Here is a 16,207-nt window from a genome sequence, read left to right as displayed (position 1 = left end):
GCCGCGGAGCGTGCCGGCGGGGGCTGCGTCAGCGGGGCCGGCGTCAGCGGGGAGCAAGGCGTCCCAGCAGTTGCTCCAGGCCGAAGCGCTCCTCCACCTGTGCCCGGTTCAGCTGGCCGTGGTAGTGCTCCTCGAGCAGCGGCATCAGCTCGTACTTCCAGATCCGGCGCAGGCCGGCGGGGGTCTGCGCGGCGCCCTTCATGAAGTAGGACGGGCCGATCATGAGGTCACGGTCCCAGTCGTCGATCGCTTCGTTGAGGGCATCGAGCAGATCGGCGTTCAGCGGGTCCAGGCCGCGGGCCTCGAGGAAGCGGCGCAGGGTGCCGCGGATCGGCTCCACCTTCGGGTGCAGTTCCACGAAGGCGAAGCGGCGGCGGATCGCGGCGTCCATCATGGCGATGGAACGGTCAGCCGTGTTCATGGTGCCGATGATGTACAGGTTGTCCGGCAGGCTGAAAGGCTCGTTGGGGCTGTACTGCAGGTAGATCCGGTCGTCCCGGTACTCCAGCAGGAAGTACAGCTCGCCGAACACCTTGGCCAGGTTGGCCCGGTTCATTTCGTCGATGATCAGGAAGTAGGGCTTGGCGGCGTTCTCCGGTTTGGCCGCTTCCTCGGCCAAGCGGCGCAGCGGCCCCGCTACGAGCTTGAAGGACACATGGCCGTCGTCGGTCTTGTCCGGCCGGTAGCCCTCGAAGAAGTCCTCATAGGCGTACGAAGGGTGGAACTGCACGAGCTTCACGCGCTCGTCCGTGCTGTCCCCGGCGAGCTCGGCGGCCAAGTGCTTGGCGAGGTAGGTCTTGCCGGTGCCGGGCGGGCCGTAGAGGACCAGTTGCCGGTTTTCCTCGAGGAGCCCGGCGATTTCCTGCAGCGGCTCCAGCTCCATGTGCAGGGAGGCGGCGAATTCCTCGCTGAGCGGGCGGAAGCCTTCGGGGACGGGCTCGACGGCGGACTCGGGGGCGGCGGTGTCCTCGCCGTCGGACTCCGCTTCCGCGGGCAGCAGCGCCTGCAGCAGGCTCACCACCTTGGTGACGTCCACGACGATCCCGGGGGTGGAAAGCTGGCGCTGGACGTGCCGGGGCGCCTCGGCGATGGCGTGATCCTCCTCGAACCAGCGCACCTTGCGCCGCAGCCGCGGCTTGTCCTCGCTGTGTTCGGCCTCGCCCAGGACCACGCCGATCCGTACCTTGCCGGCACGCTGGAACAAAGCCAGGTCGCCGGGCTTCATGACGGTCAGGAAGGCGAAGACCGCGGTCTTGGTGTCCTCGCGTTCCACGTAGCCCAGGTGCTTGCAGTCCTCGTCCACGGCGCGCTGCACCAGCCCCGCGGTGACGCCCGGCTCCAGCTCGCGCAAGTGTTCGACGTCGAGCGTTGCCTTCTCCTCGTCCTGCCAGGCGGCGAGGAGTTCGGCGGAATCATGGTGGGTGCGCAGCAGCCAGGCCCTGCGGCCGGGGTCGCCCACCTTGCGCCACTGGCCCACAAGCTGGCGGGAGTACCAGTCGATGCGTTGCCCGGCCTGTTCGTCCAGGTGCAGACGGATGCGGTGGATGTCCGCGGTGATGTCCTCTTCGCTGTCACCCTTGGCCCCGCCCACCAGGGAGGCGAAGGCGTCCCGGATCTCCCGGCGCTCCACGTCGGCCACCACGGGCTCGAAATAGCCCGGCCAGGCCAGGTACTCGATGCTGCGGCGGATGGCTGGCTGGTCATCCGGAGTCCCGGCGGCAAGTTCGTGGAACTTCAGGGCGTCCTTGAGCGCCTCGGTGATGACCGGCGTCGGTTGCTTGTCCACGTGGGCAACGAAGCGGCACAGCCAGCCGAGCTGGTCCCAGATGGTCCAGTTGAATTCGGCGGTGCGGTCCCGGATGACGCCGTGGTCGGTCAGGTCCCGGTACAGTTCCTCCGGCAGTTGCAGCGGCGGTTCCAGCCAGGACGCGGCCTCGGCCACGCGGGCGCGCTTGACCTTCAGGGACTTGACCTCGTGGGCCAGCGGCAGCGACTGCAGGAACAAGAGTTCGACGGCGAGGAGCCGGGCTTCGCGGCTGGCCCCCTCCAGGTTGCGGCGCAGGTTGGTCATCATGGGCGCCTTGCTGTCCTCGACGCCGCGTTCCAGGCGCTGGAGCAGTTCGGTGGCGGCCTCGGTGGTCCAGCTGTGGGTGCGTCCGTCGAGCGCGGAAGGCTTGCCCTGGAGGGCAGGTCCCAGCACGAACCACGCGGCGTCTTCGATTTCCTTGGAGATTCCGGGCGCACGGGAAACAGGCTTGCTGGCGGGAGTCACCTAGCCAACTTACATGGTTTGGCCCGGCATTTCATGGCCCCGCCTGCCACCCGCCTCCCACCAGCGCGAACGTACACTTGGGGCCCTGTTTCCGCCGTTTTCGGGGCCCCAAGTGTACGTTCGCGCGGCTGCGGCGCGGCGGCGGCACGGTTCCGGCGGACCTCCTAATGCATGCTGAAGCGGTATTTCCGGGGAACCTCCTCCCCCGGGCATAGCTGCTGCCAGAGCTCGGAGATCGCGTTGTCGCCTTCAAGCAGGTCCGGGATTTCTACGCCCTCGCGCAGGATCGCGGCGGCTTCCTCCGTCCTGCCGCTGCCGGCCAGGGCGCAGGCGGTGAGGAAGCGGTTCCGTCCGGCGGCGACCGTTCCCGGGGGCGCTTGTTCAGCCAGCAGGAGGGCGGCCCGGGGTTCCGCGTGGGCCAGGTGGAGGGTCATGGCTTCGGCCAGGAGTTTCCCGCCGGCCGGGTCCGCGGCGCAGGCTGCCCGCAATTCGGCAAGGCCCTGGGCCACGCGACCGGTGGCCAGCAGGAGCAGTCCCAGGCCGCGGTGGGCCAGCGCGTGGCCGGGGTCCAGCTCCAGTGCCTGGGCGTAGAGCTGTTCGGCCGGGGCGAGGTCCTGGCGGGCATGCTTCAGGGTGGCTCCGTGGAAGCGGGCCTCGGCACCTGCTGCCCCTTCCAGCAGCCGTTCCCACGCCGGGCCCGCCACGAAGCTTCCGGAACCAGGGAACGTCAGGGGGCTGCCGCCGTCGGGCAACCCGTGCCGGAGCAGTTCCACCCACGGTGCCTGTTCCCCGGTGAGGGTATCCGCGGGGAAGGGCGTACCGCCGGTGTCCAGCGGCTGCATCCCGGTAACGCGGCGGAGTTCTTCTTCGAGGGCGCCCCAGCCGGTGCCGACGAGCAGCCTGTCCTGCGGGGCCGTGTCCGCGATGGACCCGGCAAAAGCGAGCGCCTCCTCCAGTGCCTGCTGGTCCGCGAGCGCGGCGAGCCGGGACTGGGCGTGCTCCACGGCGGCGTCCCAGGCGCCGTGGGCGGTTGCGGGATCAAGGCGCGCGTTCCCGTAGGCCTCCACCCAGCTCCATTCGGCCCGGCCGGGCATGGGCAGGTGTTCGAACTGGGTCTGCGCCAGGCCGGCCTGGATCTCCGCATACCGTCCGCCTCCTGGGCTGAGCCATTCCTGCCAGTTGCGGCCGCCGTCGCCCTGGCCCCAGACGAACAGCTTCTTGCCGCGCAGCCGGGAGGTGGACAGCATCGCCAGCCCGTCGCCGTCGGCGTCCACGGCCGTGATCCAATGGCGGCGGCCTTCGGGGATGTCGAAGAAGTAGTCCGCGGCGTGATCGTTCCGGACGGGCCAGGTGGCGTCCCGGCCTTCGTGCTCCGTGGGCGTGACTCGCTGGATGTCGGTCTCGTAGTCGCTGCCAAAAGCCGTCGTAGCTGGTGCGATCACCCGGGTGTCCTCCGTTTCCGGGACGGCGGCATTGCTCCACCAGTACATGGGGACCTCGTCCGGAGCCGGGTTGCGGAGCCTGACAGCGGAGAACAGCACGCGGGAGTCCGCCGGGAGCCAGAGGTCCACCTGGACCACCACGCCGCGGAGCCGCTCGAACTCCCACATCCGCAGGACCTGGTCCCCGCCCGGGACGGTCAGCACGGCGGTGTGCCAGGGAATGCAGGAGGTGGGGGTGTGGCCGCGGGTGCCGATGTTCCACTCAAGCCCGCCCGCGAACCAGGCGTTGCGCAGTGCGAAGTTGGCGAACTGGATGGTGCGGGGGCTGTGCAGTAGCTGCTTGCCGCTGGCCTTGTCGAACAGTTCCCAGATCCGGCCGCCCAAGCCGGGCAGCACTGTCGCCCTCAGGTGCCGGTTTTCGAGCACGACGGCGGGCAGCTCGCGATCCTGCCGCTGCCGCGAGTAGCCGTCCTGGATCGTGTAGGGGTAGATGTTCGGCGGGTACCCGTAGGCGGCCCTGGCGGCGAGTTCGTCCGGGACCCCCATGCCTACGCGGTAGGGTGCCTGGATTCCGGCCGCCACGGGCGGCAGCGGACTATCCGGGCCGAAGGCGGCCACCTCCAGGGTGATGGTCCCGGCGGTGATATTGCCGGCGGGTGCGTTCTCAGTCATGGCTGTCTCCGATCGTGGGCAGGAGTCCGCGGCCCGGGCATCACCGACCGTGGTGAATCCTTCAATCCTTGACGTCACCGGGGGCCCTGTAAAGCAGGATTTGCGTCCGTACTCGGGGGGATTCCCGCCGTGTGCCCCTGTCTTCAGGCCGTGCCCGTTTACGTGCCGGACACACGCGCCGGGTAGATTGTCCGCCATGATCGACATCGCCTTCGACGATCCCGCGCGGGCGGACGTCCGGCTACTGCTGGACGAGCACCTGGCGGATATGTACGCCACCTCCCCCGCCGAGAGCGTGCACGCCCTGGACCACTCAGCCCTCTCGCGGCCGGAGATCACTTTTTGGACCGCGCGCGAGGCCGATCAGCTGCTGGCCTGCGGCGCATTGAAGGACCTTCCCGCCGCGGCGGACGGCGCTACGGAGGGCGAGCTCAAGTCGATGCGCACCACCGCCGCCGCGCGGGGCCGCGGCGTGGCGGGCCTGCTGCTGGCTGCAATCGTGGACGAGGCGCGCCGCCGGGGCCTGTCCCGGCTCTGCCTGGAAACCGGCACCGAGGACTACTTCGCGGCCGCGCGCCGTCTCTACCTGCGCCACGGCTTCACGGAGTGCGCGCCGTTCGCGGACTACGTCCCGGACCCCAACAGCGTGTTCATGAGCCTGGAGCTGGCGCCAGCCCGCGTCCCGTAAGCGGCGCTACCCGCCGGCCGGCGTTGCGCGCGGGGCTCCGGACGCCGCTGCTACCCGGCGTCGAGTGCGCGCCGGGCCGCCCGGACGGTCTCCCGGTCGGTGACCAGGTACGACGACGGTCCGCCCCCTGCGCTGCCCGTGCTGTTGGGGGACACGATCCGCTTCGCCGAGAGGTGGACGGCGTCGAGGCCGGCCCGCCGCATCTCCGGGATATCCGTGATGGCCAAACCGCCGCCGGCCATCACCTGCAGCCGCCCCTCCGCGCTTTGCACCATGCGGGACAGCACCGGCAGGCCCTCGCCCGCGGTCGGCGCGCCCCCGGAGCTGAGGACGCGCGTGAAACCGAGTTCCACGAGCTGCCCGACGGCGGCGGCCGGGTCCGGCGTTTCGTCCACGGCCCGGTGGAACACAAGTTCGGCGTCGGGATTCACGTCCCGGGCTGCGTCCGCGAGGCGGCGGACGGCGTCCACGTCCACCTCGTTCCTGGAGTCCAGCGCGCCAAGCACCACACCGCGGGCGCCCTGCGCCAACAGGGCACGGATCTCCTTGACCATCGTGGCCAGCTCATCCTCGTGGTACCGGAAGTCGCCGGGCCGGCAACGGATCAGCGGATGGATGTCCAGGCCCTGCTTCGTGGCCTCGAGGCAGGATTCCATCAGGCCCTGGCTGGGAGTCAGGCCACCGAGCTCGAGGGCGCTGCACAGCTCAATCCGGTCGGCGCCTTCTTCGGCAGCGACAACAGCGCCCTGTACACCTACCGCGGCGATCTCAAGCTTCATGGTGAAAACTCTACGACCAGGCGGGCGGACAGGGCGCTGCCGGAGGCGGGCGGAGGCTGGGGCCTACCTTGGGGCACCCTACGCCCGGTAGGGCTCCAGGCGTTCCTTCTGCTCCGGCGTCAGTCGCCGGACCCGGCCCGTTGCTTCGTCGACGAACGCCAGGTGGGTGCTGGCCTTCACGCACTCCTCCCCCGTCACCGGGTCTTTGATGAGGTAGTGCAGGTCGAAGCTGGCCCCCTTGACGGCGCCCACCCAGATCTCGACATCCGCGGGGATATTTCGGTAATCGAGGGTGCGGACGTAGCGGACCTTGTGCTCCACCACGAGGGTCATGATGCCGTCCTCGACGTCGTTGAAGATCGCCACGGGCGGTTCGACGCCGGGCAGCCCGGCGCCGCGCGGCGGACCGAACGCGGCGATACGGGCTTCTTCGAGCATGCGGACGATCTGTACGTTGTTGATGTGCCCGTAGGCGTCCATGTCGCCCCAACGCATTGGCACGGTGACCGAAATGCGCCGGGGCTGTGCGGAATCTCCACCCGTGGAGGCTGCCTGCGGGGTGACTGCGGTACTCAGCTGTGCACCGCCGTCGTGTCATCGGCCGGAACTTCACCGGCGTCCTCACCGGCGAACTGCGACATGTACAGGCGGTAGTAGGCGCCCTGCAGCGCGAGCAGTTCGCTGTGCCGTCCCTGTTCCACGATGCTGCCGTTCTCCACCACCAGGATGGTGTCCGCGTCGCGGATGGTGGAGAGCCGGTGCGCGATCACGAAGCTGGTGCGGTCTGTGCGCAGGGCGGCCATGGCCTTTTGCAGCAACAGCTCGGTGCGGGTGTCCACGGAGCTGGTGGCCTCGTCCAGGATCAGCAGCGACGGGTCGGACACGAATGCCCGCGCGATGGTGATGAGCTGCTTCTCGCCGGCGCTGACGTTGGTGCCTTCCTCGTCGATGATGGTTTGGTAGCCGTCCGGCAGGGCCCGCACGAAACGGTCCACGTAGGTGGCCTTGGCCGCCTCCATGACCTGTTCTTCGGTGGCGTCCAGCTTTCCGTACTTGATGTTGTCGTAGATGGTCCCGCCGAACAGCCAGGCGTCCTGCAGCACCATGCCCACCTTGGAGCGCAGCTCGGAGCGGCTCAGCTCCTTGATGTCCACCCCGTCCAGGGTGATCCGGCCGCCGTCGAGCTCGTAGAAGCGCATCACCAGGTTCACCAGCGTGGTTTTGCCCGCACCCGTGGGACCGACGATCGCCACGGTATGGCCCGGCTCGGCGCTGAAGGACAGGTCCTCGATGAGCGGCTTGTCCGCCACGTAGCTGAAGGACACGTTCTCGAACTCGACGTGGCCGTCCGTGCGCGCCGGCAGGTGCTTGGCGGCGTCCTCCGGAACCTGCTCGTCCGCGTCCAGGAACTCGAACACGCGCTCGGCCGAGGCCACACCCGACTGCAGCATGTTGGCCATGCCGGCGATCTGGCCCAGCGGCTGGGTGAATTCGCGCGAGTACTGGATGAACGCCGTCGCGTCGCCCAGGCTCATGGAACCGGAGGCCACCCGCAGGCCGCCCACGACGGCGATGCCCACGTAGGCGAGGTAGGAGACGAAGTTCATGGCCGGGAAGATGATGCCGGACACGAACTGCGCACCGAAGGACGCCTTGTAGAGGGCTTCATTCCGCTCATCGAAGCGCACCAGCATGTCCGCGTCGCGGCCGAAGACCTTCACCAGTTCGTGGCCGGAGAATGACTCCTCGATCTGGCCGTTCAGCGCGCCGGTGTTCTTCCACTGCGCGGCGAAAAGCTTCTGGCTGCGGGAACCGATCACGCCGGCCAGGATGCCCGAAAGCGGCAGCGCGATGAGCGCGATCAGCGCCAGCTCCCAGGAGACGATGAACATCATGACCACGATGCCGAGCACCGTCAGCACCGAGCTGACCAGCTGCGCGAAGGCCTGTTGCAGGCCTTGCTGGACGTTGTCGACGTCGTTGGTCACGCGGGAGAGGATGTCGCCGCGCTGCCGGGTGTCGAAGTAGTTCAGCGGCAGGCGGTTGAGCTTGGCCTGGACGTCGTCGCGGAGGCGGTTGATGACCTTCATGACGATCTTGTTCAGGACGTAGCCCTGGGCCCACAGGAAGATGTTGGCCACGAAGTACATCAGGAGGACGATCGAAATCAGGAACGTCAGCCGGGAGAAGTCGATGCCGTCCGTCAGCTGGAGCTTGGACAGCATGTCTGCGTAGTTGTCTTCACCCTGCTGGCGGAGCATGTCGGTGAATTGTTCCTGGCTCACGCCCTCGGGCAGGCGTTTGCCCATGTAGCCGCCGAAGATGACGTCCATGGCGCCGCCGAGGACCTTCGGGGCGATGACGTTGAGCACCACGGAGACCACCACGAGGCCGATCACGAAGATCACGCCGGCGGCTTCCGGCTTGAGCAGGCCCATGAGGCGCTTTGCCGAGGGCCAGAAGGCCTTGGCTTTCTTGGCGGGCAGGTTGCCGAACATGCCGCCGTCGGCCTCGCCGGGCGTGTACTCCTCTTCCACGAAGTCGTCGTCCACGGCGGTGGCGGCTGCGGATTCGTTCTCTGCTTCGGCCGCCGCCCGGGCGGCCTTGGCGGCTTCCGCTTTCGCGGCCCAGCCGCGCTTTTGCTTGTCCTGCCCGCTCATGCCACTTCCTCCGCGCTCAGCTGGGATTCGACGATTTCCTGGTAGGTGGGTGATGTTTCCAGAAGTTCCTCGTGGGTGCCGCGGTCAACGATCCGGCCGTTGTCCAGGACCAGGATCTGGTCCGCGTCGGCGATCGTGGAGACGCGCTGGGCGACGATGATCACCGTGGCATCCTTGGTCTTGTCCTTCAGTGCGCGCCTGAGCCGGGCGTCGGTTGCCACATCAAGGGCGGAGAAGGAGTCGTCGAAGAGGTACACCTTGGGCTGGGAAACCAGGGCCCGGGCAATGCAGAGGCGCTGCCGCTGCCCGCCGGAGACGTTGGTGCCGCCCTGGGCGATCCGCCGGTCGAGCCCGGCGCTCTTCTCCTCCACGAAGTCCCTGGCCTGCGCGGTTTCCAGTGCGTCCCAGAGTTCTTCGTCGGTGGCGTGGGTCTTGCCGAACCGCAGGTTGTGCTCGATGGTGCCGGAGAACAGGTAGGGCTTCTGCGGGACGGTGGCCACGCGGCTGGTGATTTCGTCGCGGTCCAGTTCCGTGACGGGCACGCCGTCGAGCAGGACATCACCGGAGGCGACATCGTAAAGCCGCGGCAGCAGCGACACCAGGGTGGTCTTGCCCGAGCCCGTGGAGCCGATGATCGCCAGGGTCTGTCCGGGTTCGGCCGAGAAGGAGATGTTGCTCAGCACGGGTTCCTCAGCGCCTGGGTACTTGAAGGTGACGTCGCGGAATTCCACGCGGCCCTTCTTCTCCACCGGGGTCACCGGAGCCTGGGGGTCGTGGATGGACGGTTCGACGTCGAGGACCTCGCCGATGCGGTCCGCGCACACGGAAGCGCGCGGGATCATCATGGCCATGAAGGTGCCCATCATGACGGCGATCAGGATCTGCAGCAGGTACTGCAGGAAGGCCGTGAGCGCCCCGACCTCCATGTCGCCGGAGTCCACCCGCTCCCCGCCGAACCACAGCACGGCGGCCGTGGACAGGTGCAGGATCATGCCGATGGCCGGGAACATCAGGACGAAGAGGTTGCCGATCTTCACCGAGACGTCGGTGAGTTCCTTGTTGGCGGCGCCGAAGCGCTTCACTTCGTAAGGTTCGCGGACGAAGGCCCGGACCACGCGGATGCCGATGATCTGTTCGCGCAGCACGCCGTTGATGGCGTCGATCTTCTTCTGCATGGAGCGGAAGAGCGGCATCAGGCGCACCACGAGGTAACCCACCACGGCAACCAGGACCGGCACGGACACCCAGACCAGCCAGGACAGGCTGAGGTCTTCCTGCAGGGCCATGATGATGCCGCCCACGCACATGATGGGCGTGGAGACCATGAAGTTCAGGCCCATGAGCATGAGCATCTGGACCTGCTGGACGTCGTTGGTGCCGCGGGTGATCAGGGTGGGCGCACCGAAGGAGTTGACGTCCTTGGCGGAGAAGCTGCTGACCTTGCGGAACACGTCGCGGCGCAGGTCCCGCCCCATGGACATGGCCACGCGCGATCCGAAGTACACGCCGGCGACCGCCGTGATGACTTGGCCGAACGCGACGGCGAGCATCAGGGCACCGGTGCGCCAGATGTAGTCGGTGTCTCCGACGGAAACTCCCTCGTCAATGATTTTGGCGTTGAGGCTGGGGAGGTACAGGGTGGCGATGGTTGATGCCAGCTGGAAGACAATGACGGCGAGGATTTGCGGCAAATACGGCTTGGAGTAGCGCCGTATCAGGGTGAGAAGCATGCCCACGGGTCCTTAAATAGAGGTGCGCGAATGAGTAAGGAGATTAGTAGCAGCAGGGGCTGACGGTATTAGCCTTCCAACTCTACGAAATCCGTTGCCTTGGCGAAACAACTCCGGGCAAAGATCATCCCTGCGGCGTACCGGACGCCGCAGGGATGCTCCTCAGGGTTCAATTTTCGGGCCGCCCCGGGCGGCCCCGGGCGGAAATGCCCGGGCAGAATCAGCCCGCGTGCCGCCCGTGTTCTTTGACGGAACGGTCTCTGGCTGAGCGGGCGGGAGCCGCGCCGTCGCCTGAGACCAGGAGCAGTGCGGCGCCTTCCAGGCGGCGGCGTTCCCGCTTCAGTTCCTTGCGCAGCGCCGCCAGATCGGCGGCCGTCCTGGCCTGTTCCGCCGCAGTGGCCCGTTGCTCGGCCAAGCCCTTCTGCAGCTCGCGCTGCGCCTGGCTGAAGTCCGCCAGCTGTTCGGCGAGCAGCTGCTGCGTGCGGGCCAATTGCTCCTGCACCTGCAGTTCGCCTTCTTCCCGGAAACCGTGCTCCGGCCGTTCCGCCGTGAGGATCCGGGCGAACTCAAGGTCCAAGTCCTCGGACTGGACTGTCCCCCGCACCGGACGTCCGCCGTCGGGCGTTCCCGCCCGGCCGTCACCCGGCACCCCAGCGGTTTCCAGGTCAGAGATTTCCGTTTCCGGGGTTCCCAATTCAGCGGTTTCTCGTGGCGTTCGCGCTTCGGCGCTGGCGTTGGCCAACAATTCCTTTTCCGGTGCCGCGTCAACTGTCCGGCGCAGCGGGACTTCCTTGATAAACAGCACGGCAAGGAAAGCGAGCACCGAAATTCCCGCGGCAATCAGGAAAATCAGGGCGGTGGCGTCGCCATAGGCTGCGCGCATGATTTCCCGGATGGGCCCGGGCAGGTCCACCAGGTCCATGCTGGCACCGTCCGATCCGCCGGATACCGGGATGTGGGCGGCCGCGAGGCCTTCGGCGGCGAGATCCTTCACGTGGTTGCTCATGACGGCGCCGAGAACCGACACACCGATCGCACCGCCCACGGACCGGAAGAACGCCACGGATGCGCTGGCCGAGCCGATGTCCCTGGCGCGGACCGTGTTCTGGACCGCGAGCACCAGGTTCTGCATCATCAGGCCAAGGCCCAGGCCGAACACTGCGGTGTAAATGGACATGACCCAGAATTCGGTGGTGTGGTCGATGGTGCCGGCAAGGGCCAGGCCGCCGATCAGCAGCACGGAGCCGCCCAGCAGGAAGCCCTTCCACTTGCCGAAGCGGCTGATCAGCTGCCCGGACACCACGGAGCCCGCCAGGTTTCCGGCGATCATCGGCAGGGTCAGGAGGCCGGCCTCGGTGGGCGTGGCGCCCCGGGCCACTTGGAAGTACTGGCCAAGGAACGTGGAAGAGCTGAACATGGCCACACCCACGGCCACCGAGGCGAGGATGGCCAACGCGGTGGTGCGTTCGCGGATGATCTTCAGCGGGATGATCGGCTGCTCCACCTTGGATTCCACGACCACCAGCAGGGCCAGGAGCAGCACCCCGCCGCCCACCATGGCCGCAGACTGCCAGGAAATCCAGTCGTAGTAGTCCGGGTTGCCGGCGAAGGAAACCCAGATCAGCAGCAGGCTGACACCGGCGGTCAGCAGGATGGAACCGAGCCAGTCGATCTTCGCCGGGCGCTTGATGTGCTCGATCTTGAGGGTCGCCTGAAGCAGGGTGAGCGCGACGACGGCGAGCGGCACGCAGACGAAGAACGTCCAGCGCCAGCCCAGCGGGCTGTCCACGATGAATCCGCCGAGCAGCGGGCCGCCCGCGGTACCGACCGCCATGACGGCGCCCATGTAGCCGGAGTACTTGCCGCGGTCCCGCGGCGGGATCATGGTGCCGATGATGGCCTGCGCCAGGGCGGTCAGCCCGCCCAGCGCCACACCCTGGACCACGCGGGCGGCCAGCAGCAGCCCGATGGTGTCGGAGAACCCGGCCAACACGGAGCCGGCCACGAAGATGATGATGCTCAGCTGGACCAGGAGCTTCTTGTCGAAGAGGTCGGCGAGCTTGCCCCAGATGGGCGTGGTGGCGGCGTTGGCCAGGAGGGCCGCGGTGATCACCCAGGCGAAGTCCGTCTGCGTGCCGTGCAGTTCGGACATGATGGTGGGCAGGGCATTTGCCACGATGGTGCTGCTCAGGATGGCCGTGAAGAATGCGGCCAGCAGGCCGGTCAGAGCCTCCATGATCTGGCGGTGGGTCATCGGTGCGGTATGTGAAGGTGCCGCGTTCGCCGGTGCCGTGCCCCCGGCGGTGCGGGCCGGCGTCGGGCGTTCAAGCGTTTGCTTTGCCAAGGCTCGTTGCCTCCTCTGTGGTGTCGATCAGTATGGGAGAACCGGCCGCCTTTGCCCGGAGGGAATGTTGGTCCCGGATGGACCGGGTGAGTGAGTCCGTCAGCTTTTCGATGACGCGGCCCGCCTCGAGCGCGTCGTCCTCGCTCCATTCGGCGAGATAATCGCGGAGCCTGGCACTGCGTTCTTCTTCGAGTTCACGGAGCTGGGCGATGCCGTCGCCGGAGAGGGCCACCAGCTGCGCACGGCCGTCCGCGGGATCCGGACGCCGGACCACCAGGCCGAGTTCCTCGAGTTCGGCGATGTGCCGGCTGAGGACCGGCGGGCTGACGCCGATCCGGGACGCAAGGTGCGTGGCCCGGGATTCCCCTTCCCCGATGAAGCGCAGCACGCCCTGGAGGGCGAAACCGACCCTGGCATCGCGCGCCACGCTGGTGCTGACAATGCACCGCAGCACGCGTTGGAGGTCGAAGATCCGGTGGACGAGCTCTGTGGCGGTGCCGGAAGCGACGGACATGTGGAATCACCTCAATTATTTGCCTAAAGCAACCATAAACCTAAAAGGTTGCTTTGGGAAACTAACTGCGAGCAGGGTCACTTAAACGCCAAGCGCGAACGTACACTTGGGGCCCCAAATCCGGCAGAAATGGGGCCCCAAGTGTACGTTCGCGCTGTGGGAACGGGAGGTTCTTTAGTCCAGGTGGGTGGGGGCGAACATCTTCAGCAGCGTTTCAACCACGACGACGTTCGGGCCGTCCGCGGCGAAGCCCTCCTTGAGCGCCTCCCCCACTTCGTCCGGGGAGACCCGGCGGGCCGGGACGCCGAAGGACTCGGCGAGCTTGACGAAGTCCGGACGCGCCAGCTCGGTGGCCGTGGCCTTGCCGAAGGCGCCCACCATGTATTCGCGCAGGATGCCGTAGCCGCCGTCGTCCACGATCAGCCAGGTGACCGGGATGTTGTGCTGCTTGGCCGTGGCGAGCTCGGAGATGGAGTACATGGAGGAGCCGTCGCCGGAGACTGCCAGCACGCGGGCCGGCTTGCCGGTGGTTTCCAGGCCCACGGCACCGCCGATCGCGGCCGGGAAGCCGTAGCCGAGGCCGCCGGCGCCCTGGGCCGAGTGGAACTGGCCTTGCCGGGAATCCCAACAGCTCCAGCCCCAGTAGGCCGAGATGGTCATGTCCCAGAAGGTCTGCATGCCGTCCGGAACGGCTTCGCGGATGTCGGCCATGAACTTCAGTTCCTTGGCCAGGTCCTGCGATTCGAGCCGGGCCTTGACCTTCGCCAGGGCTTCCTTGACGGTTTCTTCAGGGCTGGCGCCGTGCCAGGAACGGACGGTCGCCCCGGCAGCACCGGCCTCAGACAGGGCTTCATCCAGGGCGGCGAGGGCCTGGCCGGCGTCGGCCCGGATGCCCAGGCCGGGACGGTTGGATTCGAGCACCCGTGGCTCGGCGTCGATCTGGATGATCCTGCCGCGCGGTTCGAAGGTGAAGTAGTTGGACGTGACCTCACCCAGCGAAGAACCGATGACGACCAGCACATCGGCGTCCTCAAGCAGGTCCGTCATGTACCGGTCCTCGATCCAGGACTGCAGCGACAGCTCGTGGTTCCACGGGAACGCGCCGTTGCCGCCCGGGGTGCAGATCACCGGGGCACGCAACTGTTCGGCGATCGAGAGCAGGGACTTCTCCGCCCGGCCGCGCCGGGTGCCGCCACCCGCGATGATCGCGGGGCGTTCCGCCGTCGAGAGCCATTTCACGGCTTCCCGGACCAGCTCAACGCGGGGCGGGTTGTCCGCCGCCTCGGCGAGGGCGTCCTCCACCGGCGGCACCATGATCGGGTCCAGCAGCACGTTCTGCGGGATCTCGATCCACACCGGGCCCTGGGGCGAGGAAATGGCCTCGGTCCAGGCGTCCTGGATGGCCGACGGAATCCCGGAGGCGTGCTGGATGAGGCGCTGGCTCTTGGTGACGTTGGCCGCGGAGGCCTTCTGGTCATCGAGCTGGTGCAGCATCCCCTTGCGCCGGGCGCCGAGGCCTTCCAGCGGGATCTGGCTGGCCACGACCACCATCGGCACGCCCGTAGCGTAGGCCTCCTGCAGGCCGGCCAGGGAGGTCAAGGCGCCGGGGCCGGTGGACAGGAACAGCACGCCCACTTCTCCGGTGGCGCGGGAGTAGCCGTCCGCCGCGAAGGCCGAGTTGTTCTCCACGCGGGAGGAGACGAACTGCAGGTTGCCGCGGCCCATGGCGTCGAACAGGCCCAGTGCGTGCTGGCCAGGGATGCCGAAGACCGTCTTCGCGCCGAGCGCCTCAAGGGTCTCGACGACGAGGTCCCCGCCGTTGCGCTGGTCAGTGCCCTTGGTAGGGGCCGCGGTTCCGGGATCGAAATCGATCATTTCCTGCTACTCCTTGACGGCGGCTGCGAAGCCGGCCGGGCGGCGGACCGTCTGGCCGAGCGCCTGCTGCGCGTAGCCGGTTGCGGCACCGTGGCGGTTGCCTTCGACGGCGTTGTCAGCCAGGAGGGTGACGAGTTCGTAGGCCACGTGGCTCGCGGCGACGCCGGTGATTTCGGCGTGGTCGTAGGCCGGGGAAACTTCCACGACATCGGCGCCCACGAGGTTCATGCCGCGGAAGCCGCGGATGATTTCCAGCAGTTCGCGGCTGGTGATCCCGCCGGCTTCCGGGGTGCCGGTGCCCGGGGCGTGGGCGGGGTCCAGCACGTCGATGTCGACGGAGATGTAGAGCGGGCGGTTGCCGATGCGGTCGCGGATCTTCTCCACGGTTTCCAGGACGCCCTGATAGTAGACGTCGGCGGAGGTGACAATGCCGAAGCCGAAGCGGTGGTCGTCGTCGAGGTCCTTCTTGCCGTACAGGGGGCCGCGGGTGCCGACGTGGCTGATTGCCTCGGTGTCCAGGATGCCTTCCTCGACCGCGCGTCGGAACGGGGTGCCGTGGGTGTATTCGGCGCCGAAGTAGGTGTCCCAGGTGTCCAGGTGGGCGTCGAAATGCAGCATGGCGACGGGTTCACCGGCGCGCTCCGCGGCGGCGCGCAACAGGGGCAGGGCAATGGTGTGGTCGCCGCCAAGGGTCACGAGCTTGCTGCCGCTGGCCGTCAGGTCCAGCGCATTCTGCTGGATGGTCTCGATGGCCTCGTTGATGTTGAAGGGGTTGACCGCCATGTCCCCGGCGTCCGCCACCTGCACATTCTCGAAGGGGCTGACGTCCCAGGCCGGGTTGTAGGGGCGCAGAAGGCGGCTGGCTTCGCGGATGTGGTTCGCGCCGAAGCGGGCACCGGGGCGGTAGGAAACGCCCGAGTCGAACGGCACGCCCACCAGGGTGACGTCCGCCTTGGCGACCTGGTCCAGGCGCGGGAGGCGTGCGTAGGTGGCGGCACCCGCGTAGCGCGGGATGCGGGATGAATCAATGGGGCCAAGGTTTCCGTTGGCTTCAATGCGGAGCTCTTCCACAGCGGCCTCTCTCCTTCGAGATCGAGTCAGGGTGTGACAGCCATCATACACACAAAGTTTCCTTATATGCATCACTTGTTTACAGGAATTCCGCCGCTCGAGGAAAGAGGGACACAGCCCGACGGCGGCCGGGCACCTGGGTGACCGGCCGCCGTCGGGC

At 67.6% G+C, this 16,207-nt stretch carries 11 protein-coding genes; 1 reads left to right on the top strand and 10 read right to left on the bottom strand.

Going from position 1 to position 16,207, the window contains the following annotated elements; all coding sequences use genetic code 11:
* Window positions 1-43: 43 nt before the first annotated feature.
* Together BLP88_RS00810 and BLP88_RS00805 are read right to left on the bottom strand one after the other, a co-directional pair.
* Entirely contained in the window at window positions 44-2,272 is a 2,229-nt protein-coding gene (locus BLP88_RS00810; RefSeq protein ID WP_074586152.1) for an McrB family protein, read from the bottom strand.
* 164 nt (window positions 2,273-2,436) lie between these two features.
* Window positions 2,437-4,386 (bottom strand): DUF5107 domain-containing protein, encoded by a 1,950-nt coding sequence (locus BLP88_RS00805; protein ID WP_175453459.1) that lies wholly within the window; start codon window positions 4,384-4,386, stop codon window positions 2,437-2,439.
* 196 nt (window positions 4,387-4,582) lie between these two features.
* Between BLP88_RS00805 and BLP88_RS00800 the strand changes: the two genes are divergently transcribed.
* Window positions 4,583-5,074, top strand: a complete 492-nt coding sequence (locus BLP88_RS00800) for a GNAT family N-acetyltransferase (RefSeq protein WP_074586150.1) — start codon at window positions 4,583-4,585, stop codon at window positions 5,072-5,074.
* Window positions 5,075-5,124: 50 nt separating this feature from the next.
* On the opposite strand, the gene BLP88_RS00795 is transcribed toward BLP88_RS00800, so the two are convergent.
* The 8 genes from BLP88_RS00795 to speB form a co-directional block, all read right to left on the bottom strand.
* Window positions 5,125-5,853 carry a copper homeostasis protein CutC gene (locus BLP88_RS00795; protein ID WP_074586148.1) on the bottom strand — a complete coding sequence of 243 codons (729 nt, stop codon included), beginning with the start codon at window positions 5,851-5,853 and terminating at the stop codon, window positions 5,125-5,127.
* 78 nt (window positions 5,854-5,931) lie between these two features.
* Window positions 5,932-6,348 (bottom strand): acyl-CoA thioesterase, encoded by a 417-nt coding sequence (locus BLP88_RS00790; protein ID WP_074586147.1) that lies wholly within the window; start codon window positions 6,346-6,348, stop codon window positions 5,932-5,934.
* A 77-nt stretch (window positions 6,349-6,425) separates the two neighbouring features.
* Complete coding sequence (locus tag BLP88_RS00785; protein ID WP_074586145.1) at window positions 6,426-8,513, bottom strand: ABC transporter ATP-binding protein; 2,088 nt, start codon at window positions 8,511-8,513, stop codon at window positions 6,426-6,428.
* Complete coding sequence (locus tag BLP88_RS00780; protein ID WP_074586144.1) at window positions 8,510-10,243, bottom strand: ABC transporter ATP-binding protein; 1,734 nt, start codon at window positions 10,241-10,243, stop codon at window positions 8,510-8,512. The genes BLP88_RS00785 and BLP88_RS00780 overlap by 4 nt, the downstream gene beginning before the upstream one ends.
* 220 nt (window positions 10,244-10,463) lie before the next feature.
* Entirely contained in the window at window positions 10,464-12,497 is a 2,034-nt protein-coding gene (locus BLP88_RS00775; RefSeq protein ID WP_084110664.1) for an MDR family MFS transporter, read from the bottom strand.
* A gap of 70 nt (window positions 12,498-12,567) precedes the next feature.
* The gene (locus BLP88_RS00770; protein ID WP_074586140.1) at window positions 12,568-13,101 is read right to left on the bottom strand and encodes a MarR family winged helix-turn-helix transcriptional regulator; all 534 of its coding nucleotides are present in this window, start codon (window positions 13,099-13,101) and stop codon (window positions 12,568-12,570) included.
* A gap of 174 nt (window positions 13,102-13,275) precedes the next feature.
* Complete coding sequence (locus tag BLP88_RS00765; protein WP_074586139.1) at window positions 13,276-14,976, bottom strand: thiamine pyrophosphate-binding protein; 1,701 nt, start codon at window positions 14,974-14,976, stop codon at window positions 13,276-13,278.
* Window positions 14,977-14,982: 6 nt separating this feature from the next.
* Window positions 14,983-16,047 (bottom strand): agmatinase, encoded by a 1,065-nt coding sequence (gene speB / locus BLP88_RS00760; protein ID WP_074586137.1) that lies wholly within the window; start codon window positions 16,045-16,047, stop codon window positions 14,983-14,985.
* Window positions 16,048-16,207: the final 160 nt, after the last annotated feature.

The organism is Arthrobacter cupressi (genome assembly GCF_900099975.1).
Lineage (GTDB): Bacteria > Actinomycetota > Actinomycetes > Actinomycetales > Micrococcaceae > Arthrobacter > Arthrobacter cupressi.
This window is presented reverse-complemented; position numbering and strand designations above follow the sequence as displayed.